General features: G+C 59.2%; 23 protein-coding genes and 3 pseudogenes. 11 read left to right on the top strand and 15 right to left on the bottom strand.

Going from position 1 to position 25,984, the window contains the following annotated elements:
* Positions 1-286 precede the first annotated feature (286 nt).
* The 7 genes and pseudogenes from BK662_RS03645 to BK662_RS03675 all read right to left on the bottom strand — a co-directional run bounded on the left by BK662_RS03645 (position 287) and on the right by BK662_RS03675 (position 8,285).
* Positions 287-1,246 (bottom strand): annotated as a pseudogene (locus BK662_RS03645) (D-isomer specific 2-hydroxyacid dehydrogenase family protein).
* Positions 1,243-2,430, bottom strand: coding sequence for an acyl-CoA dehydrogenase family protein (locus BK662_RS03650; RefSeq protein ID WP_123356781.1), 1,188 nt, complete (start codon positions 2,428-2,430; stop codon positions 1,243-1,245). Before BK662_RS03650 ends, BK662_RS03645 begins: the two are co-directional and overlap by 4 nt.
* Before the next feature lie 198 nt (positions 2,431-2,628).
* Positions 2,629-3,645: an ABC transporter substrate-binding protein gene (locus BK662_RS03655; RefSeq protein WP_123356783.1), complete on the bottom strand. Its 1,017-nt coding sequence runs from the start codon at positions 3,643-3,645 to the stop codon at positions 2,629-2,631.
* Positions 3,642-4,988: an LLM class flavin-dependent oxidoreductase gene (locus BK662_RS03660; protein ID WP_123356785.1), complete on the bottom strand. Its 1,347-nt coding sequence runs from the start codon at positions 4,986-4,988 to the stop codon at positions 3,642-3,644. Before BK662_RS03660 ends, BK662_RS03655 begins: the two co-directional genes overlap by 4 nt.
* A gap of 12 nt (positions 4,989-5,000) precedes the next feature.
* Positions 5,001-5,969 carry an ABC transporter substrate-binding protein gene (locus BK662_RS03665; protein WP_123356787.1) on the bottom strand — a complete coding sequence of 323 codons (969 nt, stop codon included), beginning with the start codon at positions 5,967-5,969 and terminating at the stop codon, positions 5,001-5,003.
* Positions 5,970-6,096: 127 nt separating this feature from the next.
* Positions 6,097-7,680, bottom strand: a complete 1,584-nt coding sequence (locus tag BK662_RS03670; RefSeq protein ID WP_123356790.1) for a rhodanese-related sulfurtransferase — start codon at positions 7,678-7,680, stop codon at positions 6,097-6,099.
* Entirely contained in the window at positions 7,677-8,285 is a 609-nt protein-coding gene (locus BK662_RS03675; protein WP_123356792.1) for a cysteine dioxygenase family protein, read from the bottom strand. The genes BK662_RS03670 and BK662_RS03675 overlap by 4 nt, the downstream gene beginning before the upstream one ends.
* A gap of 230 nt (positions 8,286-8,515) precedes the next feature.
* On the opposite strand from BK662_RS03675, the gene BK662_RS03680 reads away from it, so the two are divergent.
* Positions 8,516-9,421, top strand: a complete 906-nt coding sequence (locus BK662_RS03680; protein ID WP_123356794.1) for a LysR family transcriptional regulator — start codon at positions 8,516-8,518, stop codon at positions 9,419-9,421.
* A gap of 120 nt (positions 9,422-9,541) precedes the next feature.
* Positions 9,542-10,336 carry a class II aldolase/adducin family protein gene (locus BK662_RS03685; RefSeq protein WP_123356796.1) on the top strand — a complete coding sequence of 265 codons (795 nt, stop codon included), beginning with the start codon at positions 9,542-9,544 and terminating at the stop codon, positions 10,334-10,336.
* Positions 10,337-10,556: 220 nt separating this feature from the next.
* On the opposite strand, the gene BK662_RS03690 is transcribed toward BK662_RS03685, so the two are convergent.
* On the bottom strand, positions 10,557-11,645 hold the full coding sequence (locus BK662_RS03690) for an LLM class flavin-dependent oxidoreductase (protein ID WP_123356798.1): 1,089 nt from the start codon (positions 11,643-11,645) through the stop codon (positions 10,557-10,559).
* A gap of 362 nt (positions 11,646-12,007) precedes the next feature.
* Here BK662_RS03690 and BK662_RS03695 point away from each other — a divergent pair, with 362 nt between their 5' ends.
* The 8 genes and pseudogenes from BK662_RS03695 to BK662_RS03730 all read left to right on the top strand — a co-directional run.
* Positions 12,008-12,880, top strand: a complete 873-nt coding sequence (locus BK662_RS03695) for an ABC transporter permease (RefSeq protein ID WP_123356800.1) — start codon at positions 12,008-12,010, stop codon at positions 12,878-12,880.
* Position 12,881: 1 nt separating this feature from the next.
* On the top strand, positions 12,882-13,670 hold the full coding sequence (locus BK662_RS03700) for an ABC transporter ATP-binding protein (RefSeq protein ID WP_123356802.1): 789 nt from the start codon (positions 12,882-12,884) through the stop codon (positions 13,668-13,670).
* A 25-nt stretch (positions 13,671-13,695) separates the two neighbouring features.
* A complete protein-coding gene (locus tag BK662_RS03705) occupies positions 13,696-14,721 on the top strand; it encodes an ABC transporter substrate-binding protein (protein WP_123356804.1) in 1,026 nt (341 codons plus the stop codon).
* 48 nt (positions 14,722-14,769) lie between these two features.
* A complete protein-coding gene (locus BK662_RS03710) occupies positions 14,770-15,582 on the top strand; it encodes an energy transducer TonB (RefSeq protein WP_123356806.1) in 813 nt (270 codons plus the stop codon).
* 86 nt (positions 15,583-15,668) lie between these two features.
* Complete coding sequence (locus BK662_RS03715) at positions 15,669-16,391, top strand: MotA/TolQ/ExbB proton channel family protein (protein WP_123356808.1); 723 nt, start codon at positions 15,669-15,671, stop codon at positions 16,389-16,391.
* 1 nt (position 16,392) lies between these two features.
* Positions 16,393-16,794 carry an ExbD/TolR family protein gene (locus BK662_RS03720; RefSeq protein WP_123356810.1) on the top strand — a complete coding sequence of 134 codons (402 nt, stop codon included), beginning with the start codon at positions 16,393-16,395 and terminating at the stop codon, positions 16,792-16,794.
* A 216-nt stretch (positions 16,795-17,010) separates the two neighbouring features.
* On the top strand, positions 17,011-17,376 hold the full coding sequence (locus tag BK662_RS03725; protein ID WP_123356812.1) for an avidin-fold protein: 366 nt from the start codon (positions 17,011-17,013) through the stop codon (positions 17,374-17,376).
* A gap of 910 nt (positions 17,377-18,286) precedes the next feature.
* Positions 18,287-18,447: pseudogene (locus BK662_RS03730) on the top strand (beta-ketoacyl synthase N-terminal-like domain-containing protein); the annotation flags it as partial.
* A 28-nt stretch (positions 18,448-18,475) separates the two neighbouring features.
* Here the strand turns inward: BK662_RS03730 and BK662_RS03735 are convergent.
* The 4 genes from BK662_RS03735 to BK662_RS03750 form a co-directional block, all read right to left on the bottom strand.
* Positions 18,476-19,432, bottom strand: coding sequence for a 2-hydroxyacid dehydrogenase (locus BK662_RS03735; protein WP_123356814.1), 957 nt, complete (start codon positions 19,430-19,432; stop codon positions 18,476-18,478).
* Positions 19,433-19,465: 33 nt separating this feature from the next.
* Positions 19,466-20,224, bottom strand: a complete 759-nt coding sequence (locus tag BK662_RS03740; RefSeq protein WP_123356815.1) for an SDR family oxidoreductase — start codon at positions 20,222-20,224, stop codon at positions 19,466-19,468.
* Positions 20,225-20,265: 41 nt separating this feature from the next.
* Positions 20,266-20,958 carry a fumarylacetoacetate hydrolase family protein gene (locus BK662_RS03745; RefSeq protein WP_123356817.1) on the bottom strand — a complete coding sequence of 231 codons (693 nt, stop codon included), beginning with the start codon at positions 20,956-20,958 and terminating at the stop codon, positions 20,266-20,268.
* A gap of 98 nt (positions 20,959-21,056) precedes the next feature.
* The gene (locus BK662_RS03750; RefSeq protein WP_123356819.1) at positions 21,057-22,406 is read right to left on the bottom strand and encodes an MFS transporter; all 1,350 of its coding nucleotides are present in this window, start codon (positions 22,404-22,406) and stop codon (positions 21,057-21,059) included.
* Between the two features lie 585 nt (positions 22,407-22,991).
* Between BK662_RS03750 and BK662_RS03755 the strand changes: the two genes are divergently transcribed.
* Positions 22,992-23,924 (top strand): helix-turn-helix transcriptional regulator, encoded by a 933-nt coding sequence (locus BK662_RS03755; RefSeq protein WP_123356821.1) that lies wholly within the window; start codon positions 22,992-22,994, stop codon positions 23,922-23,924.
* A gap of 190 nt (positions 23,925-24,114) precedes the next feature.
* Here BK662_RS03755 and BK662_RS35130 read toward each other — a convergent pair.
* The 3 genes and pseudogenes from BK662_RS35130 to BK662_RS03770 all read right to left on the bottom strand — a co-directional run.
* Positions 24,115-24,213, bottom strand: a pseudogene (locus BK662_RS35130) (methyltransferase domain-containing protein); the annotation flags it as partial.
* A 56-nt stretch (positions 24,214-24,269) separates the two neighbouring features.
* Positions 24,270-25,208 (bottom strand): carbohydrate kinase family protein, encoded by a 939-nt coding sequence (locus BK662_RS03765; protein WP_123356823.1) that lies wholly within the window; start codon positions 25,206-25,208, stop codon positions 24,270-24,272.
* A 129-nt stretch (positions 25,209-25,337) separates the two neighbouring features.
* Positions 25,338-25,976, bottom strand: a complete 639-nt coding sequence (locus BK662_RS03770) for a nucleoside/nucleotide kinase family protein (RefSeq protein WP_123356824.1) — start codon at positions 25,974-25,976, stop codon at positions 25,338-25,340.
* Positions 25,977-25,984 lie beyond the last annotated feature (8 nt).

Here is a 25,984-nt window from a genome sequence, read left to right on the forward strand (position 1 = left end):
GACCGTGGAGTGGTGTCGGCCGGAAAAACGTGCAGTTCCGAGGGCCTCCACCTGGTCAGGGGTCGGTGATGGCTGTAACGATATTTGTATAATACGGTGCTGTAAAAGTCCGTTTAGTTATAAGTTAATTATAAAAAACAGGCATTAAGTATTGTATAGAGATGCGTAAATCTGATGTTGATGTGGGCAGTTAAAACGCATTCGCGGGCAAGCCTCGCTCCTACAGAGGAATGCATTCCAACTGCAGGAGCGAGGCTTGCCCGCGAAGACGGTAGACCGGCTGGATTCAATACCCGCGTTGTACGTTCGCCTGATTCTCCAACGCCAAACCGTTGAGATAACGCTCAAGATTGGCCAGGAAACTGTCAGCAATCTCATGGCGACTGTTGGTGGAAATCGCCGAGGTATGGGGTGACAAGCGCACCCGTGAATGGGTGTAGAGCGGATGCCCGTCCGGCAGTGGCTCGGGCTCGGTGACGTCCAGCGAAGCCAGGCCGATCGCTCCGCTGTCCAGTGCTTCAAGCAACGCCCCGTGATCCAGCAGACCGCCACGGGCGATGTTGATCAGGTGCAGACCAGGTTTGGCGCTGGCGAGTACCACACTGTTGACGATATGCCGGGTCGCGCCGGTCAACGGCGCGGCCAGCACCAGATGGTCGGAACGGGCAAACAAATCATGGATATCGCGTGCGGCTTCGACGCCTTCCACCTCGAACGGCGTCTGACTCTGACGCAACGACAGCACATTGATGCCCAAGGCGTGAGCTTTGCTCGCCAAGCTGCTGCCAATCGCACCGAAGCCGAGAATCCCCAACGTGGTGCCCTTGAGTGGCGTCAGGGCGGTGAAATTCCATTGCGAGTCATGCACCTAAATATGCGGCAGACGCTTGGCGGCAGCGAAAATCGCGGCCAGGGCAAACTCGGCGATGTTCTCGGCGGCGCTGCCCCGGGAGGTGCTCACCGGCGGGCCGTTGAACAGCCATTTGGGGTAGAAGTCGATGCCGGAAGACACCACCTGAACCCACTTCAAACCGTAGGGCCAACCTGGCGGCGGTGTGTCTGGCGCCACGTAGCCGCGCACATTGATCGGCCGCGCCAGCAGAATACTGACTTCAGTCGGCAGGTCGCTAGGTACGCCGCTCGGCACGTCGATTACCTGGGCATCAGGGTGCGTGTATGCGAGGCGCTGTCGGATCACCTCGTTGAAGTCTGCATCCAGTTGACTGGCGATAACGAGCGGGTTCATGGGCGTTCCTTTTGCAGGCGCTGGGCGAAAACCGCTTTGCCGACACCTTGCAATACGGCATCGTTCTGCGGCGTGTGAACGCGACTGCACAGCACATCGCGGTAATGCCGTTGCAGCGGATTGTGGCGTGACAGGCCGGGGTTGCCGGACGCTTCGATGGCCAACTCGACGGCGCGGATGGCGTTGCCGGTCACCAGGTATTTCAGTTGCGCGGCGCTACTGGCTGGCGTGCGTCCTTCGGCAGCGGCATCCAGCAGGCTGCGGTTGGCGAACAACAGCGTGTCGATGTGCCCGACGGTTTCCTGGAAGCGCGGCAGGGTCGAGAGCGCCGCGCCGAGGTTGGAAGGCTTGCGTTGTTCCAGCCAACCCACCAGCCAGTCCCGGGCGGCTTGGGCAACACCGTCGTAAACCGACGAGAGCAACACCGACATCCACAGGAAGCCGTCGCCATCGAGTTCGGGTTGCGGCGCGCTCCAGGGGCTGACGCTGACTGCGTGATCCAGCGGCACCAGCACATTGTCGAACACCACTTCGTGACTGCACGTGGCGCGCATGCCCAGATGATCCCAGTCTTCAATGATGCTGATGCCGGGTGCGTCCTTGTGCACTAGCCAGGCGCCGACCAGCGGGTCCTCATCGGTGCTGCGCGCCCAGACGCTGAACCAGGTCAGGCCATGACTGCCGGTGGAGTAGATTTTCCGCCCGCTGATGCGCCAACCGGCGGAGGTGCGCCGGGCAACGGTCGCCGGCAAACCACCGCGAGCCGGGGTGCCAAGGTCAGGCTCGACCCGCAGGGCGTTGATCAATGCGCCTTGCTGGACCGCGTCTTGCGCCACTTGCAGGCGCAGCGCTTCGGGCCAGTTTTTACTGTCTTGCAGGCGCGCGTGCTGGAGGTACTGCATCACCAGGATCAACGCCGTCGAGGGTTCACCTTTGGCGATTGCGCTGATCGCCTTGCGCGCCTGAGCCAGATTCGCGCCGCCACCGCCGAGGGCCTTGGGCACGGTCAGCGCGACCAGGCCGTGCTCATGCAGCAGATTGAAGTTGTCCTGGGGGAAGGCACCGCTTTCGTCATAAAGGTGCGCCGTGGCGCTGAGTTGCGCGCCGATGGTTTCCAGCAAGGTTTCGAAATTCGCCGCCTCGATGGATCGCAGTGGCGGAGCGTGTTGAGAAGAAAGACTCATAGGAATTCACTCAATCAAAAGGTGAGAGCCGATAGTTGATTCACTGCAATCAGTTGTGGCGAGGGGGCTTGCCCCCGTTCGGCTGCGAAGCAGTCGCAAACCTGCTGGCACGGTATGACTGAAAGAATGCTGGGGGCGCTTCGCGACCCAACGGGGGCAAGCCCCCTCGCCACAGGTGTAAGTGATCGGTCATGAAATTCACAGCGGCAACAACTTGAAGTTTTTGTCCCACAACGGACTGACATCCAGCCGTTCGCTAAGCACACCCGCATCGAAGAACAAATCCGCGACTTCCTGCTGCGAGGCTATCGCCTGGTCGTCCACTTCGATGACCTTCCACGGTTGGCTGCGGCTGTTGTACATGTCGAGAAACACCGCTTTGTCGACGCCCAGTAGCTGCGCGGATTTGGTGGCCCAGGGTTCGGGGTTGTTATTGATCCACTCCAACGTGCGCGCCGTACGCTGCAAGTAGTCCTGAATCGCTTGTTTGCGCAGCGGGTCTTCGAGGGCAGCGGGGCGCGCCGCCATCAAGTAGTTGCCGGACAAATAACCCTCAGCGGTTTTCAACACCCGGGCGCCACTGCGGAATTTCGCCAACTGGATAAACACCCCATAAATCACCCAGGCATCGAGCTGACCGCTCTGGAAGGCACTGAAACCATCCTGCGGCGTGAGCGCCACCGCGGTGATGTCGTTCAGGGTCAGGCCCTGTTCTTTCAGCGCCTTGATCAGAAAGTAATGCGAGGTGGTCGAGCGCACGTACCCGACCCGTTTGCCGCGCAACTGCCCGACCGATTCGATCTTCGAGTCCTTGGGAATCAGGAACACCTGGTTGTTCACGTCGCCTTGTATCACTGCGATGAGTCGCGGTTGGCGATGGCTCTGAATCGAGAAGATCGGCGGAATCTCGCTCATGGAGCCGATGTCCAGACTGCCCGAGGCCAGCGCTTCAACGATCAAGTTGCCGCCGGCAAATTCCGCGTAGTCGACTTTGTAAGGGCGATTGGCGGTGCCGGCGTCTTGGGTGAAATACGATTCTTGGCCGCGATAAGTGGCGACGCCCAGGGTCAGGTCCGAAAGCGAGGTGTTTTGCGCGAACGCACGCGAAGCCAATCCCATCGAGGACAGCCCCAGCGCCCCGATGGCGAGTGAACTGGCCGTCAGGAAGCCGCGACGATTGAACTGCCCCGACAGGCGATTAAAGGACTCGCTCATGCCAGCGCCTCGCTCTTCTCGTGAACCTGGGCGGTTGTGTAACGGTTGGCGGGTGCCTCGAGCCCAAGGTTGTCGCGCAAGGTCGTGCCGCTGTACTCGTCGCGGAACAACCCGCGCTGTTGCAGCACCGGCACCACGAGCGTGGTGAAATACTGCAGGCCATCGGGCAGCAATGAATTGATGATGAAACCGTCAGCGGCGCCTTCTTCGAACCAATTTTGAATGGCATCGGCGACTTGCTCGGGTGTGCCGACGAAGTCGCGCCGTGGCCGGGAGAAACGCAGGGCCACTTCGCGCAAGGTCAGGCCTTCGTCTTTGGCCAGTTGTTTGATCCGGTCCGAGCCGCCTTTCTGGCTATTGGAGCCTAAATCGCCCAGCTCGGGGAATGGCGCATCCAACGGGTATTGGCTGAAGTCATGGTCATTGAATGGCCGGCCGAGGGCGACAATCGCATCCTCAATACTCACCAGCTCTACCGCTTGCTGGTAGCGGCTTTCAACTTCCGTTTCATCGCGGCCAACGATCGGACGGATGCCCGGCAGGATCGACAGCTTTTGTGCATCCCGGCCGAAGCCGCGGGCGCGTTTTTTCAGGTCTTGATAGTAAGTGCGTGCTTCGTCGAACCCCTCGGGGCTGACGAAAATCGCATCGGAATTCTCGGCGGCGAAATTACGTCCGTCCTCCGAAGTGCCGGCCTGGAAAATCACTGGCTGACCTTGCCGGGAGCGCGCGATGTTGAGCGGGCCTTTCACCGAGAAAAATTCACCTTTGTGCTCCAGCGCATGCAATTTGCCGGGGGTGAAAAACTCGCCGCTTTGCTTGTCGTAGGCGAAGGCGTCGTCTTCCCAGGAGTCCCACAAACCCTTGACCACATTCACATGTTCCTTGGCGATGCGGTAGCGCACGGCATGGGGTGGGTGCTCGGCCTTGCCGAAATTATCGGCGGTGCCGCTGAGCCAGGAGGTCACCACGTTCCAGCCGGCACGACCGCCGCTGATGTGGTCCAGCGAGGCGAACTGGCGCGCCACTTGAAACGGTTCGGTGTAGCTGACGGTGACGGTTGCCACCAGGCCGATATGGCGAGTGGTCGCGGCCAGCGCTGAGAGAATGGTCAGCGGCTCGAAGCGATTGAGGTAGTGCGGGCTCGACTTCTCATGGATGTGCAGGCTATCGGCGATAAACACGAAGTCGAACTTCGCCGCTTCAGCCAGTTGCGTTTGCTGCTGATAGAAACCGAAATTCACGCTGGCATTGGGCAGGGCCTGCGGGTGGCGCCATTCGCCCCAGCCATGGCCGACACCATGGACCATCGCTCCGAGTTTGAGTTGGCGTTGTTTGCTCATGGTTCTACTCCTTTAGCGCGAAGCCTGGGTAAGTGGGGTACGTTTGGTGTTGAAGCTCTTGTCGAAGCCTTGGGAGACGTCGATGTGTCGGGTCAGCAAGCCTTCTTCCTGATAGATGTCGGCGGTGGCCTGCAAGCCGCTGACGACCGCGTCGTCAATCACCACCGGCTGCATGTGGGTCGCCTTGGCCACAGCCACATGCACCGCCAGGGGCAGGCCGGTGATTTTGGCCTGGGCGGCGGCGTACTCATTGGGGTGCTCGTTGCTCCAGCGGTAGGCCCGGTCGACCCGGGCGACGAAGTCGTCCAGTTGCTGGCGCTTGTCGACGATGGCCTGGTCGGTGGCTGCGAGATAAAGGTGATTGCTCAGCAGGTTGCTGCCGCTGACCAGGATCTTGGCCTGATTCTGAGAGGTGACAACGGTGGTGTAGGGATCCCACGTGGACCAGGCATCCGCGGTGCCGTTATCCAGCACCAGCCTTGACTCGCTGGGCAACAGGAAAACGAACTGCACATCCTGGGTGCTCAGGCCGGCACCGCGCAGGGCCTTGATGGCCAGGAAGTGCCCGATCGAGCCGCGTGTGGTGACGATTCGCTTGCCCTTGAGGCCTGAGACATCTTTGATCGGTGAATCCTTGGGCACAAGAATGGCAGTGGTATTGCGCCCCTCAACATGAATGATGCTGACCACTTTGAGCTGCGCACCGGCGCCGAGGGCGAACACATAGGGCGCATCGCCCAGAGCACCAATGTCCACCGCTCCAGCGTTCAACGCTTCACCTAATGGTGCGGCGGCGGGGAACTCGGAGAACTGGATCTCGTAAGGCACATTTTTCAGTTCACCGGAGACCTCCAACAGTACCTTGATCGTGGACTTTTGATTGGCCACCAACAGCGGTTGCAGGTCGGCGGCGTGAGTGACTGCGCCAAAGGTAAGGGCGGCGGCGATCAGCAGATGTTTGAACGGCTGGGTGAAACTCATAACAGCGTGCTCCAGGCGGGTCTTGATGCTTCGTGTCACCTCCGCCTGGAGAAAGGGGTCGGGCTGAATTCAACGTTGGACGTATCAAACGGCGCTGCCCGGTATACGGCGCAGAAGCCTTAGGGGCTCAGATCACAAAAAAGCCATGGGTGGCGTCGCGGGCCAGTTGCGCCACCAATCCATATTCCCAGTCCAGATAGGCTTGCATTGCTTCGCGAGGACTGTCGATGCCCTCATAGGGGCGGCGATAGCGATCAATGCGCGGCGAAGCCAGATGAGTTTCACCGTCTTCCAGTGGCAGTTGCGCAGCGATCCAGCTGGCCGTGCCGCCCTTGAGCAGGAACACCGGCTTGCCGGTCAGGGCCTCGACCTCGGCGACCGCCAGCCGCGCCAACTGGCTGCTGCCGCAGGTCAGCACGTAGCGTTGTGCGGCTGGTACGTTGGCCAGGGCTTCGCGCAATTGCCCGCGCAGTGCCCACCATGCGTCGGGGATATGGCGTTTGACGTAGTTGGCGCTGCTGGTGAAATCCAGCACCACGCTGTCGCCATGGGTCAGCCATTCGGCCAGGGTTTCGGGGCTGATTTCCTCCGCCTGCTGCGGCGCGGGGACCGGCGCCTGCCAGGCACCTTTTTCGCTGAAATGCGCAGGCTGCAGGTCATCCAGCACATGCACCTCCCAGCCCTGTTGCGACAGCCAGGACGCCGACATGTTGGCCCGCACGCCGTCGTCGTCCACCAGCACCAGACGGGCACCACGGACACTGGCGAAGTGATCGGTTTCCTGCACCAGTTGTCCGCCGGGGGTCGAACGGGAAGCGGGCAGGTGGCCGGATTCAAATTCTTCTGGAGTGCGGACATCGAACAGGTAAGTGCTGCGGGTCGACTCTTGTTGCCAGCGTTGCAGGTCGGCCAGACTGGCGCGACCGACCAGGGCTTTGTCGGCGACACGGCGGGCATCCCGGGCGGCGACTTGTCGATGTTCTTCGCTGGTCGGCGCAAACCGGCGCGACTGGCCGTGTCGCAGTTTTTGACCGGCCAGGGTCCAGCCGATGGTGCCGTTGCGCAAGGCGGAAACCGGGTTGGGTATGCCTGAGTTGATCAACGATTGCGTGCCGATGATGCTGCGGGTACGCCCGGCGCAGTTGACGATGATCCGCGTCGCCGGGTCAGGCGCCAGTTCGCGAGCGCGCAATACCAACTCCGCCCCTGGAACACTGATGCCGGTGGGAATGCTCATGGTCTGGTATTCATCGAAGCGCCGGGCGTCGAGCACCACCACGTCGGCCTCGCTGTCGAGCAGCGCTTGAACTTCTTCCGCCGCCAGGGACGGCGTGTGACGCTGACTTTCCACCAGTTCTCCGAAGGCTTTGCTCGGCACGTTGACGTCGATAAACAGCTCGCCCCCGGCGCGGCGCCAACCATCCAGGCCACCCTCCAGCAGGCCGACATTGACGTAGCCGAGTGCTTGCAAGCGTTGAACGGCTATCTGCGCCAGGCCTTCGCCGTTGTCGTAGACGGTCACCGGAGTATCCCGCCGTGGAATCCGCGAATACACCTCCAGCTCAAGCCTGGACAGTGGAATGTTGGCGGCGAACAACGGATGCGCCTCAGCAAAAGGCGCCTCTTCACGCACATCGACGAGGGCCAGTTCTTCTTTGTTCAACAGTGCCTTTCGAATCTCGGCGAAGGAGCGGATCAGTAGGGTGCTCATAGGGCTTGGCTCTCTTTGGACAGATCCCAGATGTTGGGGAGAAAGGCGTTGGAATAACCGGAGATAAACAGTTTTTCGCTGCCATCGGGCTGATACACCGCGCGGCGCACGGCGCCGATGTTGGCACCATAGACATGGATGCTGATGGACACCTGATCATCAAAGGCATTGCTGACTTGATGAATGTCGCCAATCTTGGGCGACACCGCTTCGACTTGGCCGGGTTGCAGCTGTATCCGCTGACCCTCGGGCACCAGGGCGCCGTCAGGGTTGCGGGCGAATCCCTGCGAGAACTCCGCGCCGCGCAACATGCCGATCAGGCCCCAGACCCGATGATCGTGGATCGGCGTGCGTTGCCCCGGCCCCCAGACAAAACTGACGACACTGAAGCGCTGCCGTGAATCGGCATGCAACAGGTATTGCTGATAACGCTCCGGGTCGGGGCGGGCAAAGTCTTCCGGCAGCCAGTCGTCGTGGCTGACCAATTGGCCGAGCAGCTTGCCGCCGCGATGCAACAGGTCACCCTCACGCGGGTGGCTGTCGATCAGTTCAGCCAGGGCGCCTATGAATGCTCTGAGTCTCTCCGGGTGTCGGGCCTGGGTCATGGCGATTCCATCGTTCGTTTCGAAGGTTGTTGTGATTATCTAAGCATAATGATGGTTCTTAATATGCTATTTTTTAATGATTAGGTTATAGCTGGAAGGAATTAAGAGCTCGATTTAATAGCGTTAGACGTTATCGATAGGGGCCGGGGAGCGCGCCGGGCTATCCAGATTCCAGCAATAGAACTATGCTTTTCAGACATCTTATTGACTGTTCTCTATGTGCGGGCCAAATGAAAATTGATGATATCGATGCCTTCGTCGAGGTGATTCGTTGCCAGTCCATCAGCCATGCGGCCGAGTCGTTGCAGCTGACCCAGCCGGCCATTACCCGGCGTGTGCAGAACTTCGAGCAGGCGTTGGGCGTGGAGCTTTTCGACCGCAACACCAAGCCGCTCAAGCCCACGTTGATCGGCACGCGGGTGTATGAACAGTGCCGTTTGATCCTGCGGGAAATGGATGCGTTGCGCGAACTGGTGGCCACCGATGCGCCGCCCACCGGGCTGCTGCGCCTGGGCGTTCCGCAAACCATCGGCGATGTGGTGCTGCTCGATGCCCTCAAGTATCTGCGCGTCGAATACCCCGAATTGCGCGCACAGGTGGCGACAGGGTGGGGCAGTCAACTGGTCGGCAAGATCGAACGCGGTGAACTGGATGCCGCGGCGGCGCTGTTCCCGGCGGGCAAGATTTTCCCGGACAACATCGTCGGTGAGTCCATTGGCAAGATGGAACTGGTGGTGGTCTGCGCCAAGGCGCAAGTGCCCAAGCGTCCGTGCAAACTCGCCGACGTTTACCAGAGTGGCTGGATTCTCAACCCTGACGGCTGTGGTTTCCGCGCCGGGTTGCAACGCACTCTGTCAGATCAAGGATTGGCTCTGCGGGTCAATCTGGAAACCTTCGGTACCGAGTTGCAACTGGGCCTGGTCGCCGACGGTCTGGGGCTCGGGCTGGTGCCGCGTCCGTTGCTGGAGCGCAGTGCGCATTTCGATCAGTTGGCGGTGATGCCGCTCAAGGATTTCAAACCGGTGATGGACCTGTGGCTGATCTACCCGCATTTTCTCGGCAACCTGCAAGGGCCAGTCGATGCCTTTGGCAAACTGGTCGCCGGGTCGCTGCAGAAGATCAAGAGTGCGGCATGACGAGCAATTGAAGACATAAAAAAAAATGATAATTAGCTTAGATTAAAATGTGCTTTTTATTATTTTTTGGCATCCCCTAGGCTGACTGGAAATCCTTAAGACCATCCAGGAGGTTTAGCCATGAGCAGCGTCAGCCCGTTATCCAGCGTCTCGAAAAATGTTCGCCAGCGCGTCACTCCCGAAGAATGGGAAGTGCGGGTCAAACTGGCCGCAGCCTATCGGTTGGCAGCGTTGTTCAAGTGGACTGACCACATCTACACGCACTTTTCCGCGCGGGTGCCGGGGCCTGAGGAACATTTCCTGATCAATGCCTTCGGGTTGTTGTTCGATGAGATCAGCGCCTCCAACCTGGTCAAGGTCGACATCGACGGCACCATCGTCGACGACCCTACCGGCCTGGGCATCAACTACGCCGGTTATGTGATCCACAGCGCCATTCACGGGGCGCGTCCCGACCTGCAAGCGGTCCTGCATACCCACACCCGCGACGGCATCGCGGTGTCGGCGCAGCGCGACGGGCTGTTGCCGATCTCGCAGCACTCCATCGGTTTTTCCGGGCGGGTGGCCTATCACGGTTACGAAGGCATCGCCCTGGACCTGGACGAGCGTGAACGGTTGGTGGCGGACCTGGGGGACAAAAGCGTGCTGATCCTGCGCAACCACGGGCTGCTGACCGCAGGTGTCAGTGTTGAACATGCCTTTCAGCAACTGCACGGCCTGGAACGTGCCTGCAACATTCAGATCGCGGCGCAGGCTGGCGGCAATGCCGACTTGATCTTCCCGCCGGCCGAAGTGGTGGCCAAGGTTGAAAAGCAGGCAGAGGTATTCAAAAGTGGCGACGGGCCGGGTGTTGCGCGGCACTGGGATGCGCTGATTCGGCAGTTGGAAAGGACTGATATCGAGTACAAGAACTGAGTCTGTTTCCACAGGGATCGCTGAGAACGCAGGGGTGATGTGTCAGACACAAAACTTGCGATCACTGCCGATCAAAATGTAGGAGCGAAGCTTGCTCGCGAAAACGGTCTGTCAGTCAACATCTCTGTTGAATGTGCCGCCGTCTTCGCGAGCAAGCTTTGCTCCTACAGGGATTGGTGGTGAACACAATCCTTGTGAACACCCTACATACTCAGTGCTTTCAAGCCACTTTTTCCGCCGCTTGCCGTTCCCGTTCGGCCACCAGTTGACGGGTCAGCGGGATCAGGCGCTTGCCATAATCGATGGCGTCTTCAAGTGGGTCAAAGCCGCGGATCAGGAACGTGGTGATGCCCAGGTCGTAGTAGTCGATCAGGGCTTCGGCCACTTGTTCCGGGGTGCCGACCAGCGAGGTCGAATTGCCTTGTGCGCCGAGCAGACCGGCGATCCCGGTCCACAGGCGCTTATCCAGACGCGAGCCTTGGGCAGCGGCCGCCAGCAAGCGTCGGGACCCTTCGTTCAGTGGCTCACGGCGAACGAAGCCACTCTGTTCGGCCAGGGCGGTGGCCTGTTGCAGGATGCGCTCGGCACGTTCCCAGGCTTGCGTTTCGGTGTCGGCCAGAATCGGTCGCAACGACAGGCTGAAACGAATGCTGCGCCCATGCCTGGCCGCCTCGGCGCGCACTTGATTCACCACTTCGCGCACCTGTTCGTAGGTTTCGCCCCACAGCGCGTAAACGTCCGCATGCTTGCCCGCCACGGCGATGGCCGCCGCCGATGAACCACCAAAATACAGCGGAATGTGCGGCTGTTGCGGCGACTTCACTTGCGAGTGCGCACCCTCGACCTGGTAGTACTGGCCCTGATAATCGAAGGGCTTTTCGCGGGTCCATTCCTGACGTAGCACATCGAGGTATTCATCAGTGCGGGCGTAGCGCTCGTCTTTGCCGATGTAGCTTCCATCGGCGTGTAATTCGTGATCATCGCCGCCGGTGATGATATGCACGGCGGTGCGCCCACCATTGAACACGTCGAGGGTGGTGAACTGTCGCGCGGCCAGGGTCGGGGCGGCGAATCCCGGTCGATGGGCAATCAGGAACTTTAGCTTTTTCGTCACACTGGCTGCGTGTGAGGCAATCAGCGTGCTGTCCGGACTGTTGGAGTGAAACGCCACCAGGGCTCGGTCGAAACCGGCTTCCTCATGGGCGCGGGCGACGGTCTCCACATACTCGGGCTGCAACACCGGGCCGCTGCGAGGGTGGATTTCCGAGGATTGGTGGCCGCCGATGTAACCGATAAATTCGATGCTCATGCTGAGTTCCTTGTCTTTGGATAGGCGTGATTCAAGCCTCCACCGGGCAGGGGGTCGGGTCTGTGACGTCGAAAGTAGGCGCAGCGGGCAGGGCTGTGAAATGCCGTTTTGTTCTAAGTTAATTATTAAATAAATGAATCATATAAAATTGTATATATCAGTAATACGCATTTTAATGGGCGTCAGGAATGTATCCGCCACGGGACGTGGGTTGCAGGGTTCAATTATGCAAATAATTTATCTGGATTATTTTCTATCTGATTTTTAATCATATTAGGTTATTCCCAAAAAGAATTTCACTGGCGTTTTTTATGCGAATAGCATGAATCCGAAGCCATATTCTTGATGAGGAAGGAAGCCTGATGACCGAAAAGACCTTCGATACGCAGAGCACTAGTAGCTCGTTTTCCGTCAGCAAGGCTGTTGAAAGCCAGGGTGCGTCGAAGCTGATCCCCGACTGGTTACACAACTGGCGAACCCCCGAAGTCTTTCTGCGCCTGCTCAGCCCGATTGCGTTGCTGCTCTTGTGGGAACTGGCGTCGCAGCTCGGCCTGATCCCACAACGGATCATCGCCGCACCCTCGCAAATAGGCGGAACCCTCTGGGCGATGATTGTGTCCGGGGAGCTGGGCAAGCATTTGCTGGTGTCACTGCAGCGCGCGCTGCTGGGCTTGAGCATCGGGGTCAGCGTCGGCGTCGTGGCGGCGCTGATCACCGGCTTGTCGAAGCGCGGCGAGGTAATCCTCGATTCGCCGATGCAGATGCTGCGCACCATTCCTTCCCTGGCACTGGTGCCGTTGTTCATTCTCTGGTTCGGCATCGGCGAGTTCACCAAGATCGCGCTGATCGTCACCGGTACGACCTTCCCGGTGTACCTGAACCTGTTCGCCGGGATTCGCAACATCGACCCCAAACTGATCGAGGCCGCCAACACCCTGGGCCTGAATCGTCGCGAGTTGATCTGGCATGTGATCCTGCCGGGTTCCTTGCCCTCATTCTTTGTCGGCCTGCGTTACTCCCTGGGGATTTCCTGGCTGGCCCTGGTGTTCGTCGAACAGATCAACACCACCGCCGGCATCGGTTTTCTGGCCAGTGATGCGCGGGATTTCATGCGCACCGACGTGATCGTCATTTGCCTGCTGATTTATAGCGTCCTCGGCTTATTGATCGACGGACTGATCCGCGTGCTGGAGCGTTTTGCCCTGGCCTGGCGCCCATCTTTTGTGAGGAACTGACATGTCGACTATCGCCGCAAAAAACCTGCAGACAGAAGCACCGGTACAACTGCGTAATGTGGTGCGCCAATTCGGCCAGCAACGGGTCATCGATGGCCTGGACCTGGACATCGCACCGGGCGAATTCGTCGCGCTGCTCGGGGCCAGTGGTTCGGGCAAGACCACCTTGCTGCGCAGCCTGGCCGGCCTGGACAGTATCGACAGCGGTCAACTGCTGGTGCCCAAGGCACGGGCCGCGGTGTTTCAGGAGCCCCGATTGATGCCCTGGAAGCGCGCCTGGAAGAACGTGATTCTCGGTCTGCGCATCCCGGATGCCAAGGCCCGTGCCGTTCAGGCGCTGACGGAAGTGGGGCTGGCCCATCGGCTTGAAGCTTACCCGGCCACGCTCTCCGGCGGTGAAGCGCAAAGGGTGGCGCTGGCCCGAGGTCTGGTGCGCGAGCCCAAGCTGTTGCTGCTCGACGAACCCTTTGCCGCGCTCGATGCTCTGACGCGGATTCGCATGCATCGGTTGATCATCGAGTTGTGGCGCAAACACAATCCGGCCGTGCTGCTGGTAACTCATGACGTGGATGAAGCCATCCTGCTGGCCGACCGGGTGATCGTGCTCGCCAACGGCAAGATCGCCGAACAATTGTCGATCGATCTGCCGCGGGCTCGAGACAGCGGCCAGGAAGGTTTTCAGGAAATCCGTGCGCGCTTGCTGAGTTTGTTGGGGGTTGAAGTGGAAACCGTTGCCGTGGCTGAACGTCAGCTCACGAACAGCACTGTCCGACGGTTTGCCCATGGTTGATCGTTTGAAACAGGGAGGTTGCGTTATGCCAATACGTGTCTGGATATCGGCGATATTGATGCTGTCTGGCGCGGCGTTGCTGCTCAGCGGCTGCGGCGATGCCGTCGAGACCAAAGCTCCATCCACCGCCAAGTCAGACTTGTCCGGCGTGAAGCTGATTCTGGGCGATCAAGCCAAGGGCTTGCGCACCGTGGTCGAGGCGGCGAATGCGTTGGAGGGCATTGACTACAAAGTTGAGTGGGCGAACTTCCAGGGTGCCGCTCCCTTGTTCGAAGCCTTGCGCGCCGGTGCCGTTGATCTGGGGCCTGCCGGTGACACCCCGGTGCTTGCCGCCGCGACCGGGGGCACGCCATTGCGCATCGTCGCGGTACGGCGTAGTCAATCGAGGGGCATTGCGATCCTGCTTCCAGCCGATTCGGATATCCGCACCGTGGCCGATTTGAAAGGCCGAAATGTCGTGGTGTCTTCGGCCCGCGGCAGCATTTCCCAATATCTGTTGATTCGCGCGCTGGCCAATGCCGGGGTCGATGAGAAAGACGTCAACGTCGGATTTGTACTGCCGACCGATGCCTTGTCCGCATTCAACGCCGGCAAGATCGAAGCCTGGGCCACCTTCGGGATTTATCAGGCGTTTGCCGAGCAGCAGGGCGCCCGGGTACTGATCAGCGGCGAGGGGATCAACACCGGGCTGACCTTCATCACGGCTTCCGATGAAGTGCTCACCGACCCGCTCAAGCGCAAAGCGCTTAGCGACGTATTGCAGCGCTTCGCCAAGGCATTCGAATGGGCCCGGCAGAATCCTGACGAGTACGCGCGAGTCTTCGCCAAGGTCAACGATATTCCCCTGGAAGTCTCGCAGCGATTACGCAGCTGGGGGGATGAAGCGCTAGTGCCGCTCGAGCCACGGGATGTTCAAGCGCTGCAGCAAGTCGATGACTTGTTCGTGGAAAAGAACATTTTTCCCCATCGTGTCGATGTGCAAAAGCTGACGGATGATCAGGTGTTTTCCCTGGTGCCTTTGACATTAACGCAATCGGAGCCAGCACGTTAGCCCGGGTCCAGGCGCGTGTTCAATTTGAATGTTTACAGGAGTCAATGAATGGGCAATGTCCAGAGCGCCGCAAGTGCCCTAGAGGTGTTTCGGCACCCGGCACCCGGTGGCGAGCTGTTCGACCTTGGCCGGGTTTTCCGCGAACCCCTGGCACTGTCACGGCTGCACAGTACGCCCAAGCGTGTGTTGAGTCTTCGCGAAGGGGTCTTGCTGGGAGTGTTCGCGCTGGTGCTGCATGGCGCGGTGATTGTCTGGGTCAACCAGACTCCGCCGCCGGCCCTACCGGTGGTGCCGCCGGAAATCCCGCCGATGGCCATCGAGTTTTCGCAGCCGGCACCCCCGGTGGTGGAGCCTCCACCGCCCGAGCCGATTGCGCAGCCAGTGGTCGAACCACCGCCACCGGTTGAAGATGAGTTGGCGGTCAAGCCACCTCCACCCAAGCCCGTCCCCAAACCCAAGCCCAAGCCCGTGGTCAAGCCGGTGCCCCTGGCCAAGCCAGTGGAGCAGCCAGCGGCACCGCCCGCGCCGCCACAACCGGTCGCCGCGCCAGCCCCTCCGGCACCACCCGCACCCAAACCGGTGACCCCGGCGTCCGCCAGCGCCGGTTACCTGAAGAACCCGGTGCCGGAGTACCCCTCGCTGGCGATGCGTCGCGGCTGGGAAGGCACGGTGCTGCTGCGGGTGCATGTCCTGGCCAGCGGCAAACCCGGTGAAATCCAGATCCAGAAAAGCAGTGGCCGCGATCAACTCGATGACGCCGCACTGGCCGCGGTCAAGCGCTGGAGTTTCGTCCCGGCCAAGCAGGGTGATATTGCCCAGGACGGCTGGGTTAGCGTGCCCATCGACTTCAAAATCAAGTAACTCAACCCCATCGATAGAACCGCGGGCCACCTGACAAAAAGGCGCATCGCTACAACCGATCCATTGCCTTGTTGGAGAGCCTGAACATGAACCTGATCGCATCCCCTTTCGAATCCATCGAACACGCCGTCATCTGGCTGTTGATCCTCTTTTCCGTGGCCACCTGGGGCCTTGCCTTGCTCAAGGGCGTGCAGTTCACCCGGCTCAAGACGCAGGACCGCAAATTCCATAAACACTTCTGGGCGGCTTCCAGCCTCGATTCCGCCGCCGAATTGGCCCATAGCCAACCGGGCGCCGCCGCTCGTGTCGCACTGGCCGGTTATGCGGCGATTCAGGTCAGCGATAACCAGAACACCGACCTCAGTCAGTCGATCAACCATCAAGACCGTCTCGAACGCGCCCTGCGCCAGCAGATCGTGCGAGAACGTCGCTCGCTGGAAAGCGGCCTGGCCATCCTCGCCAGCGTTGGCAGCACCTCGCCCTTTATCGGTCTTTTCGGCACCGTCTGGGGGATCATGTCTGCCTTGAAGGGCATCAGTGCGGCGGGTTCGGCGAGCCTGGAAACCGTGGCCGGGCCGATCGGTGCCGCACTGGTTGCCACCGGCGTCGGGATCGCCGTCGCGGTGCCGGCCGTGCTGGTTTACAACTACTTCCTGCGTCGTCTGAAACTGACGGCCGCCGACCTGGATGACTTCGCCCACGACTTCTACAACCTGGCGCAAAAAAACGCGTTCCGCGTGCTGCTGCACCCGGTGCTGAGCAAGTCCGGCGCCAGCGTCGCCGGACAGCAAGTCAAGGAGGCTTCCTGAGATGGCATTTTCCACACAAGACAGCGATGAAGTGCTCAGCGAGATCAACGTCACCCCCCTGGTAGACGTCATGTTGGTGCTGCTGGTGGTGTTCATCGTCACCGCGCCACTGCTGACTAACGCAATTCCGATCAACCTGCCGAAGACCGAGTCGGTGGCGCCGGTGGAGCAGAAAGATCCGCTGGTGGTGAGCATCGATGACAAGGGCAAGGTGTTCATCAACAAGGACGAGATCCAGGTGGGCCAGCTCGAGTTCAACCTGCAGGCGGCCAAGGCGAAAAATCCCGATGTGCGCGTGCAACTGCAGGCGGACAACGGGGTGAATTATGGCGAAGTGGCGCGGGCGATGGCCTCGATCGAGCGGGCGGGGATTACCAAGCTGTCGGTGATTACGGCGAAATAGGATTCGGGTTTTTTGCATTAGATGTGGGGCGGTGAGTTATGGGGGAGGCCGCGTTTGGCGAGCGATCTCCGCAAGCACGCGGTGAATCAATCTTGCTTTTTATCGTCGTGAGTTCGAAGCTCCAGAGATAGCCAAAGCAGTGCCTTCATCAGTCGCGACAAAATGGCTTAAGGTAATTGAAGGCTGGAATGAAACCGACTAAAGGACGCGTCATTTATGGAAATTTCCTTTTCTCAAATCAGCGAGTGTTTGAACAATCGTCGATTTACGGTAGCGGAAAACGCCCATGGGCTATCCGGTACGGGCACAGTGTTTCATTACCACGTCGAGGAGGATGCCATTTCGAGCACATACCAAGGCGGCCGGATCCGCATCGGCAGTCAAGTCGGGCGCGTGACTGGTCCCGATACCATTGAGCTTCTTTATCAGTGCTTGACTACAGATGGCGAGATTCTTGCCGGCTGGTCGCGTGGCACAGTAGGCGTTGATCACGCAGGACGTACCACTCTGACCTTCGTATGGGGTTGGTTGTCGGGCGCGACTGGAGGAGGGGAGTCTAGCTACGTCGAGCTTGCCGCATAGCGGCTAAGGATTTTTAGATTACAGGTCGAAGAACTTGCGCCTAGCATGAGCCATACAGCCAATCTCGATGCACGCCGGGCGATAGCGGGGCGTGGATTCACTCCTTTTTTGCTCTTGATACACCCTGAAAACAAGTCCAGAATCAAGTCCATTCCTACTTCAGGAATAAAAGAAACCTCTTAGATTTCAATGGGTCGGGGATGCGAGTCTCGTTTCCCGCTCCAAGATTCAGAAAAAAGCCACTCAGATGAGTGGCTTTTTTTGTGCCTTGAGAAATGCCTCAGCGTTACATGCATTGCGCAGGACGTTCGAGCACGTTAGTCGGTAGGCAGGTGCAACTGCACTTCCATGGCGTCATGACGGAGTCGGACGACCTCGATCACGTCGTCGTTTGCCCAGTATCCGTCGCACCTTGGCGTGACCCTCAAGGTCAACTCCATAACGGCCGCTTCTAAGGCCAGCTGGTTTTGGTACAGACGTTCGAGGACATCCGGCAGCGAGTATTCGGGGAGGGCATAGCTTCGACTCTACTCGAGAGAGTGGGGAGCTTAGCAGCGGGAATGTCTGACAACAAAAAGCCCGCGGATGGCGGGCTCTCTGTATGGGGTCAAATCCTTTTGTCCGTTCAATCCGCGCTCCGTTCTGTGAGCACTTCGTGAAAAGCATGTCGCTGGAACGAAAAAAACCGGCACTTAGCCAGGCTCTCTGTCGATAGGGCCAAATCCTTTTGGCTGACCGCATTGTGCTTGGTGGATGTGACGAAGGCATGACAGGGCGGATACGAAAGCGCGGGCAAAAGCCCGCGTAAGGCGGGCCTCTCCATAAGTATTGATCGGTTATCGGTTAAACCGCTCAACCAATGAGTACTGTGTGGACGCGGTCTTGGTCAGTTCCTTATTCAGATCTGCCCCTGGGTTGTTTTGCTGCGACCCGCGCGTTATCCACTGGTTTTGCCCAGCGTCCGCAGGAGGCATCACGTCCTTTGATCGCGATCGTGACGGCTTCGTTATGTCTGAAGGGGCCGGGTTGCTTGTAATCGAGTCGCTGGGGCATGCCCTCTCACGTGGAGCGGACGCAACGTCTCCTCGGCGGCCAACGTTCAGTCAGTCACTGACCCCTGCGGTATTCTCCCGGCGAAACTGTCCACCAGGCTCGCCACCACCATCTCTCCCATTCGCGTGCGAGTCTGCAGCGTCGCACTCGCGCGATGGGGCTGCAGCACCACGTTCTCGTTACCAAACAGTGCTTCGGGTACGTTCGGTTCATCGACAAACACATCCAGCGCCGCACCCGCGATCTCACCAGCGGCAAGCGCCGCCACCAGATCGACCTCGTTGACCAGCTTGCCGCGCGCCACGTTGATCAGATACCCGTCCTTGCCCAGCGCCTGCAGCACCTCGGCATTGATGATGGCTTCAGCCTTGTCGGCAGCGGCCGCGAGAATCAGCGCATCACTGTTGCTGGCCAGTTGCTTCAGATCGGCGATGAAAGTGTGGTTCACATCGCTCATCGGCTGAAGATCGGTGTAACTGATCGGACAGCCGAACGCTGCGGCTCGGGTCGCCACTGCACGGCCGACCCGGCCCATGCCGACGATCCCGATGCGCATGCCCGACACCTGACGCGCCAACGGCAACGGGGCCAGCGGCGTCGGGCTATGGGGCCATTGGGCCGAACGCACGTAACGATCACTGGTGCACAGGCCCCGGCACACGGCAATCAACAATCCGATGGCCAGGTCGGCGACATCCTCGGTCAGCGCACCGATGGTTGCGGTCACGCGAATTCCTCGATCCCGGGCGTATGCCAGATCCACCGCATCGGTACCCACGCCATTGACCGCCACCACTTCCAGTTTGGGTAATTGCGCCATCAGCACCTGGCTGATACCGGTATGCCCGCCGGTGATCACCCCGCGAATGTTCGCGCCGTGTGCCTGCAAATAAGCCTGCTTGTCGGCCTGCTGGAAGTAACGTCTGATGGTGAACAGCTCATCGAGCCGAGCGTTGATTTCAGGGATCAGGATCGGGCTGAGCTGTAAGACTTCTGGCTTCATGTGGACCTCGCGTAACGAAATAAAAAGGCCGGTTCAACCGCGACCGGCAAACGGCATGGCGCTAGCCATGACGGTCATGTTCAGGACGTTCGCCTCCAGTGGCAGACCGGCGATGTAGCGCACGGCATCGGCCACATGCTTGACGTCCACCATCGGCTCTGCGGCGATGGTGCCGTTGGCCTGGCGCACGCCTTTGGTCATGCGCACCGACATTTCGGTCAAGGCGTTGCCGATGTCGATCTGGCTGCAGACGATGTTGAATTCGCGCCCGTCCAGGGCCAGGGATTTGGTCAGTCCCAGCACCGCGTGTTTACTGGCGGTGTAGGCGCTGCTGAACGGTCGTGGGGTATGGGCCGAGATCGAGCCGTTATTGATGATGCGCCCGCCCTGTGGCTGTTGCCGGCGCATCAGTGCGAAGGCTCCACGGGCGCAGAGGAAAACGCCGTTGAGGTTGGTGTCGATCACGTTGCGCCACTGCTCGAACGTCAGTTCATCCAGCGGCACGGCGGGGACGTTGACCCCGGCGTTGTTGAACACCACGTCGAGGCGTCCGTATACCTCGGTGATGGTTGCAAACAGCGCATCGACACTGGCCGGATCACGCACATCAGTGGGCACGGCCAAGGCTTCGTGTCCCTCGCTGACCGCCCATTCGACCAATGCCTGCAATGGCTCTGGCCGACGTCCGGCCAACACCAGGGTGAATCCGTCGGCCATCAGGCCCAGGGCCACGGCGCGGCCGATTCCGCTACCGGCGCCGGTAACCAGGGCCACTTTCAAAGGACTGGACATGTTGTTATCTCCTTTTTCAATTCACGAGGACGTGTGCCGGTTCAAGGTCGCTGACCGACGCGCATTTCCAGTTGGCCGATGCCGTCGATCCCGGCGTTGATGATGTCGCCCGGTTGCAGCACATCGACGCCTGCCGGGCTGCCGGTCATGATCAAGTCACCGGCCCGCAGCGCTACCGACTGCGAGATGCGGCTGATGATTTCACTGACCGACCAGATCTGGCTGTCAAGGCTGTCGCGCTGGCGCTCTTCGCCGTTGACGTTCAGCCACAAATCGCCGTCCGGGTGTCCCGCGCGAGTCACCGGCACGATGGCGGTCATCGGCGCGGCGCCGTCGAACACCTTGGCACCTTCCCACGGCAAGCCATTGCTTTTGGCCGCGCGCTGGACATCACGGCGGGTCAGATCAAGACCGGCGGCATAGCCCCAGACATAGGCCAGTGCCTGACTCTCCGGAATATTGGCGCCGCCCTCACCGATGGCCACGACCAATTCGATTTCGTGGACAAACTCTTCGGTCAACGGCGGGAAAGTCACTTCACCCGTCGCATCCACGACGTTGCTCGCCGGCTTCATAAAGAACACTGGCGGCTGGCGGGACTGGCCTTGGGTATCTGGCCAGGGGTAGTTGCGGCCGACGCAAAATACCCGGCCAACGGGAAAGCGCTGCTGGCTGCCGGCAACCGGCAAGGTCACGGGCAGATCCGGGGTAAACACGTACTCGGTCATCGTCATTTTTGTAGTCGTCCTGTTAGAAGCGTCAGCGTACGGCGGCAATCTTTTACGAAGTTGGACGAATGCCGCCTCGTGTTGGAGAAAAACGGTTTCTTGGCTCAGCGCGCCTTGAGTTCGATGCGATACAAGCGACCGAGCAGCAACGAATAGGACAAGGTACCGACTAGCGCCACCCCGCCGATGAACCAGAAGGCGTAGGCAAACGAACCTGTTGCGTGGACGATCCCGCCAATCACAATCGGAGTGACGATCCCGCCTATGTTGGCGGCCAGACTGGTGACCCCGCCGGTCAGGCCGATCAGTTCCTTGGGCGCGACTTCCGATACGGCCGCCCACGACGACGAAGCGATTCCCTGGGCGAAAAAAGCGATGGTCAACACGGCAATGCAAATCACGTTCGAGTCGGTGAAATTCACCAGCACGATCGACATCCCCAGCATCGATCCGACCACCAATGGCAACTTGCGAGCGAAGGACATTGAGTAACCACGGCGTATCAGCAAGTCGGAGACGATGCCGGCCAGCAGAATGCCGACCGTTGCACCCACGAACGGCAGCACGGCGAAGATCCCGGCCTTGATCATGGTCAGCTTGCGTTCTTCGATCAGGTACGTCGGGAACCAGGTCAGGAAGAAGTACAACGCCGAGGTGCTGGCGAACTTGCCGATGCAAATCGCCCAGATCTGCCGATAGCTGAACAGCTCGGCGATCTGCCGCCAGTTGAACCGGGTGCGCTCCTGACTGCTCTTGACCAGTCCTCCCCCGGCTTCGATGTATTTCAGTTCTTCCTGGCTGACGTTCTTGCAGCTCAGCGGATCGCGGTACACGTAGAGCCAGATCACACCGAACACAATGCCGAGTATCCCGGTGCTGTAGAAAACATGGCGCCAGTCATAGGTCGTGGCCAGCCATAACAGCACGCCGGTAAACAGCGCCGTGCCCAGATATTGGCCGCACACGTAAATGCTGCTGGCCAGGCCCCGTTCGCGGGCCGGGAACCACACCGTGACCGCTCGGCTGTTGGCCGGAAAGGCTGGAGCCTCCATGGCGCCGACGGCCAGACGCAGACCGAACAGCGAAGCGAACCCGGTGGCAAAGCCCTGGCACACGGTGACCGTCGACCAACTGATCAGCGACACCCCGTAAGTGAACCGGGAACCGAAGCGATCGGCGATGAATCCGGCGGGGACCAAGGCGAGTGCGTAGGTCCAGGCAAACGCGGAAAAAATCAGGCCCATTTCGATCTTGTCCAGACCCAGATCCTTGGCCATGAACGGTGCGGCAATCGAGATGTTTACGCGGTCGATGTAGTTGATGATGGTCGCAATCAGCAACAACGACAGCATGAACCAGCGCCGACGCGTCGGCAGTCGCTGAGGCAGCAGAGCGTCCTGGATGCCGGCACTCACCGACGGCGCGGTGGACGGGGAGGTTTGCGAGTTCGACATGAGTAGACCTCTTTATTGTTAGAAGAATCGAGATGTTGACGCGCAGCCGAAGCCGATGCCCCCAGTCCCGGGGCAGAGCAATCGCTACTTGAATGAGAGGCGCGGACAGCTACTGTCAGGCGCTCAGATACGCCTTCGGACTGGCTCGATCGGGGGAGGGTTGGCGAGGGAAAAAAACAGGTTCATCACGAGCGCACCTTTTGATTGTTTTTGGAAGGGTCGGGCTGCATTGATTGTTACAGTGGTCGTACAACCTCTTAAAATCAACGGAGGCGTTAGATCGTTTTTTCTCCTGAAAAAGGCGATTAATGCAGGTGTCCAAGAAAAATAAAATCAGCTCATTTCCTCAGTTCTGCCTCATATGGTTCATAAGTTATTGTTTTTAATTGGTTAATTATTTTTGTGTACGCGTTGTCTTTTGGACAGACGACACAACACACATGGATAAAATTAGTTCTCTGTATTTCATTGTCATCCTATGACATGTTGAAGCCAGCGGTGTCTGCCTTCACAATCACCGCGGTCGCCGCCTGCATCGCGGCGCGACGACAACCTGCCCATGTACCTGTCGAGGATCCTCAGGCGATGTCGTCACCGAGTCGAGTACCCACTTACGTCATGCAGCAACGCAGCGAATTGACGGACTTTTACATCCGCGACAAAAAGGGCCGGCGCGCCGAAACCAGCCCGCATCGCCATGAGTATTTCCAGATCCAGGTCAACCTCGGTGGCGATACCGTGCAGCACATCGGCAACGTCGAACGTCCGTTTCCGCGCAATACGCTGGCCTTCATCCTGCCGCATCGCGTGCACGTGATTCCGCATCCGGAAGACAGCAATTTCATGGTGATCAATTTTTCCCAGACCTTCCTGCTGCCGCATTTGCAGTGCGACCCGATGGATCTGGAGGAGGTCTCGATTCTGCTGGCGCCGGAGTTGTCGCCGTTTCGCTTTCAGGAGCATCTGGATTTCATTCTGGCCGATGAAGATTTCAGCAAAGTCTGTGCCCTGATCGAACAGATGCGAGTCCTGGATGAGAACCGTCAATTTGGCACTCGCGAGATGCTCAAGGGGTTGTTGCTGCAACTGGTGGGGAGCGTTTGTGCCTTGTATGCCGAGCTGCTCAAACGGTTGGCCGAAGAGAATGCCGCCGAAGTCAGCCGACGCGATGCGCTGAGCAGGATGTCCGAATACTTGCGCAAGAATATTGCCGACCCCGATCTCAACCTGATCAAGGTGGCTGCTGCGACCTACCTGTCACCGACGTACCTGACGCACTGGTTGCGCAAGGAAATCGGCAAGACTTTCACTGAGCTGGTGCTCGAGCGCAGGATGCACGCGGCACGCAATTATTTACTCAATGGGACACGACCGGTGGGGGAGGTGGCGAGGTTGTGCGGTTTCGCTGACGAGGCTTATTTCTCCCGACGCTTTCGCCAGATACATGGCCAGCCACCCGGGCAATTCAGACGTCAGCAACTCAATCCCGATACTCCGCAGTCACCGTCCAACACGTGATCGACAGTTGTAGGTGATGTGGCGGTAGATACGAGGTCGATCTGGGCGCACCGGATTGGCCTAAATCGGACGCAACATTGCGCAACCTTAAAGAGGTATCGCCCACCGCCTACCTGACCTTACATTCGACAAACCACCTTCATCCATACGAGACGGAGATTGTACGGTGGTCCTCGCGCTGTCTCGACCAGGTCGCGTCACCATCTACGCCGATCACCTTGATAGTCCGCTCAGCCAGCGCCCGCAACAGCCAGCCTTCGCCACAGCCCAAGTCAAGCTGCGGTGGGGGCGACCCGACTTGCTCGCGAAAACTGCAATGCCCGCGATACAGATCCTGACCAGATATCAATCCAACTGATGCCGATAAGGCAAGTCTGGCCCGGTCTTGCCGCAGGTCAGGGCGGCGGCGCTGACGGCGAAAGTGAGCATTGCGTCGATCTGTTCGCGACTCAAGCGCTGCAAACCCTCCACTGAATCCAGCTGCTGTTCGGTCAGCCAGGCGATCAACGCCGCTTGGAAGGTGTCGCCGGCGCCCACGGTATCAGCCATCAGCACCACGCAGGCCGGCGCCGACCAACTGCCATGGCGGCGACTGAATACCGTTGCGCCCTGGCCGCCACGGGTGAGGAATACCAGCTGGCAGCGGTGTTCCAGCCAGCCATGGATCACGCTCTGCGGATCTCGCTCGGGGTAGAGCAGGTTCAGGTCCTCGTCGCTGACCTTGATCAGGTCGGCATGCTCGACCAGAGTGTTGATGCGTTCGCGCCACAGTTCGATATTCGGTTCCGGGTTGAGTCGCACGTTGGGGTCGAGGCTGATCAGGCGTTTGCCGCTTTCCCGGCGGACCAAGGCCAGCAGGGTGTCGGCAATCGGCTGCACCACTAGCGAGAACGAGCCGATATGCAACCCACGCACCTCAGCGCCTAATTCAGGTAAATGCCCCGGCAACAGCTGGCGATCGGCACAGCCTTCGCCTCGGAAGCTGTAATGCGGCGAGCCGTCGGCACCGACGGCGACCATCGCCAGGGTGGTCGGTGCGTCGAAGTCCTGCAGGTAGTCCGGGCGCACGCCTTCCTCCTGCAGCACTTGTTGTAAACGCCGGCCCAGGTAATCGGTGGACAACCCGGCGAACAGCGCCACGTCGATGCCCAGACGGCGCAAGCCGACGGCGACGTTGAACGGCGAACCACCGGCAATCGCTTTGTAGTTCACTTTTGAAGCTGGAGCGCTGGCGTCGTTCTCACTGAAGAAATCGAACAGCGCTTCACCACATACCAGATACATAGTCATTCGCTCTTTAAAGGGTTACTACAAGTTGTTGATAGCGCTCATAGGCCTGTCAGCGTTAAAAGCCAGCTAAGGGAAGCTCTTGGTTAACGGCGTGATTCTTTCTCAAAAGAGAGGAAGTGGATCTTAATTTGTGATCGTGAAGTCAGCGATATTGCTGGCCGAAATCACAATGTCGGCATTCGGAAGGTCGTTGCCATGAACTTTTTCATAGGAAGTAGACTCATCGAAACCCAATGAACGCCATCGATCAAGCAGGCGCGCTTCCAGGGTTTTGCGGTCAGCTTGCAGCATTATGGTGGCGTCAAAACAGTCTTTTAAGGACGACCATGGGGCGAGGTCTAATAGAAGGTAGTTTCCTTCCACGATGAGATATTTCACGTCAGAGGAAATCAATTGTCCTTCAGCACGGGATATCTCCAGGATTCGATCGAATACCGGAACGGCAACCGCTGGTTCGTTGTTCGCACGAAGCCGTATCAGCAGACTCCTGAAACCACCCACATCGAATGTATCGGGAGAGCCCTTACGATCTAAAAGGTTCAAGGATCCAAGAACCTCGTCATCGTAATGAAAGCCATCCCCGGGAACGACAGCTGCGCTCCCCGGCATCACGCTATTAAGAGCCTCTACCAAGGCCTGAGAGACGGTGGACTTGCCGGCACCAGGCGGCCCCGCTAGCGCAACGACAATTCGATTCCCAGATAGAGCCTTAACGTAGTTGAGTAGCTCTGTACTTACTATTGTGTTTGTTTTGGTAAACATGCCAAATC

Origin of the sequence: Pseudomonas frederiksbergensis (genome assembly GCF_003732275.1) — a bacterium.
Taxonomy (GTDB): Bacteria; Pseudomonadota; Gammaproteobacteria; order Pseudomonadales; family Pseudomonadaceae; genus Aquipseudomonas; species Aquipseudomonas frederiksbergensis_H.

Coding starts and splice junctions, on each gene's coding strand:
- BK662_RS03705 (WP_123356804.1), top strand. CDS start 13,696: ATGCCAATACGTGTCTGGATATCGGCGATATTGATGCTGTCTGGCGCG.
- BK662_RS03685 (WP_123356796.1), top strand. CDS start 9,542: ATGAGCAGCGTCAGCCCGTTATCCAGCGTCTCGAAAAATGTTCGCCAG.
- BK662_RS03695 (WP_123356800.1), top strand. CDS start 12,008: ATGACCGAAAAGACCTTCGATACGCAGAGCACTAGTAGCTCGTTTTCC.
- BK662_RS03750 (WP_123356819.1), bottom strand. CDS start 22,406: ATGTCGAACTCGCAAACCTCCCCGTCCACCGCGCCGTCGGTGAGTGCC.
- BK662_RS03700 (WP_123356802.1), top strand. CDS start 12,882: ATGTCGACTATCGCCGCAAAAAACCTGCAGACAGAAGCACCGGTACAA.
- BK662_RS03755 (WP_123356821.1), top strand. CDS start 22,992: ATGTCGTCACCGAGTCGAGTACCCACTTACGTCATGCAGCAACGCAGC.
- BK662_RS03655 (WP_123356783.1), bottom strand. CDS start 3,645: ATGAGCGAGTCCTTTAATCGCCTGTCGGGGCAGTTCAATCGTCGCGGC.
- BK662_RS03675 (WP_123356792.1), bottom strand. CDS start 8,285: ATGACCCAGGCCCGACACCCGGAGAGACTCAGAGCATTCATAGGCGCC.
- BK662_RS03665 (WP_123356787.1), bottom strand. CDS start 5,969: ATGAGTTTCACCCAGCCGTTCAAACATCTGCTGATCGCCGCCGCCCTT.
- BK662_RS03670 (WP_123356790.1), bottom strand. CDS start 7,680: ATGAGCACCCTACTGATCCGCTCCTTCGCCGAGATTCGAAAGGCACTG.
- BK662_RS03720 (WP_123356810.1), top strand. CDS start 16,393: ATGGCATTTTCCACACAAGACAGCGATGAAGTGCTCAGCGAGATCAAC.
- BK662_RS03690 (WP_123356798.1), bottom strand. CDS start 11,645: ATGAGCATCGAATTTATCGGTTACATCGGCGGCCACCAATCCTCGGAA.
- BK662_RS03740 (WP_123356815.1), bottom strand. CDS start 20,224: ATGTCCAGTCCTTTGAAAGTGGCCCTGGTTACCGGCGCCGGTAGCGGA.
- BK662_RS03770 (WP_123356824.1), bottom strand. CDS start 25,976: ATGTTTACCAAAACAAACACAATAGTAAGTACAGAGCTACTCAACTAC.
- BK662_RS03735 (WP_123356814.1), bottom strand. CDS start 19,432: ATGAAGCCAGAAGTCTTACAGCTCAGCCCGATCCTGATCCCTGAAATC.
- BK662_RS03765 (WP_123356823.1), bottom strand. CDS start 25,208: ATGTATCTGGTATGTGGTGAAGCGCTGTTCGATTTCTTCAGTGAGAAC.
- BK662_RS03725 (WP_123356812.1), top strand. CDS start 17,011: ATGGAAATTTCCTTTTCTCAAATCAGCGAGTGTTTGAACAATCGTCGA.
- BK662_RS03745 (WP_123356817.1), bottom strand. CDS start 20,958: ATGACGATGACCGAGTACGTGTTTACCCCGGATCTGCCCGTGACCTTG.
- BK662_RS03715 (WP_123356808.1), top strand. CDS start 15,669: ATGAACCTGATCGCATCCCCTTTCGAATCCATCGAACACGCCGTCATC.
- BK662_RS03660 (WP_123356785.1), bottom strand. CDS start 4,988: ATGAGCAAACAACGCCAACTCAAACTCGGAGCGATGGTCCATGGTGTC.
- BK662_RS03710 (WP_123356806.1), top strand. CDS start 14,770: ATGGGCAATGTCCAGAGCGCCGCAAGTGCCCTAGAGGTGTTTCGGCAC.
- BK662_RS03650 (WP_123356781.1), bottom strand. CDS start 2,430: ATGAGTCTTTCTTCTCAACACGCTCCGCCACTGCGATCCATCGAGGCG.
- BK662_RS03680 (WP_123356794.1), top strand. CDS start 8,516: ATGAAAATTGATGATATCGATGCCTTCGTCGAGGTGATTCGTTGCCAG.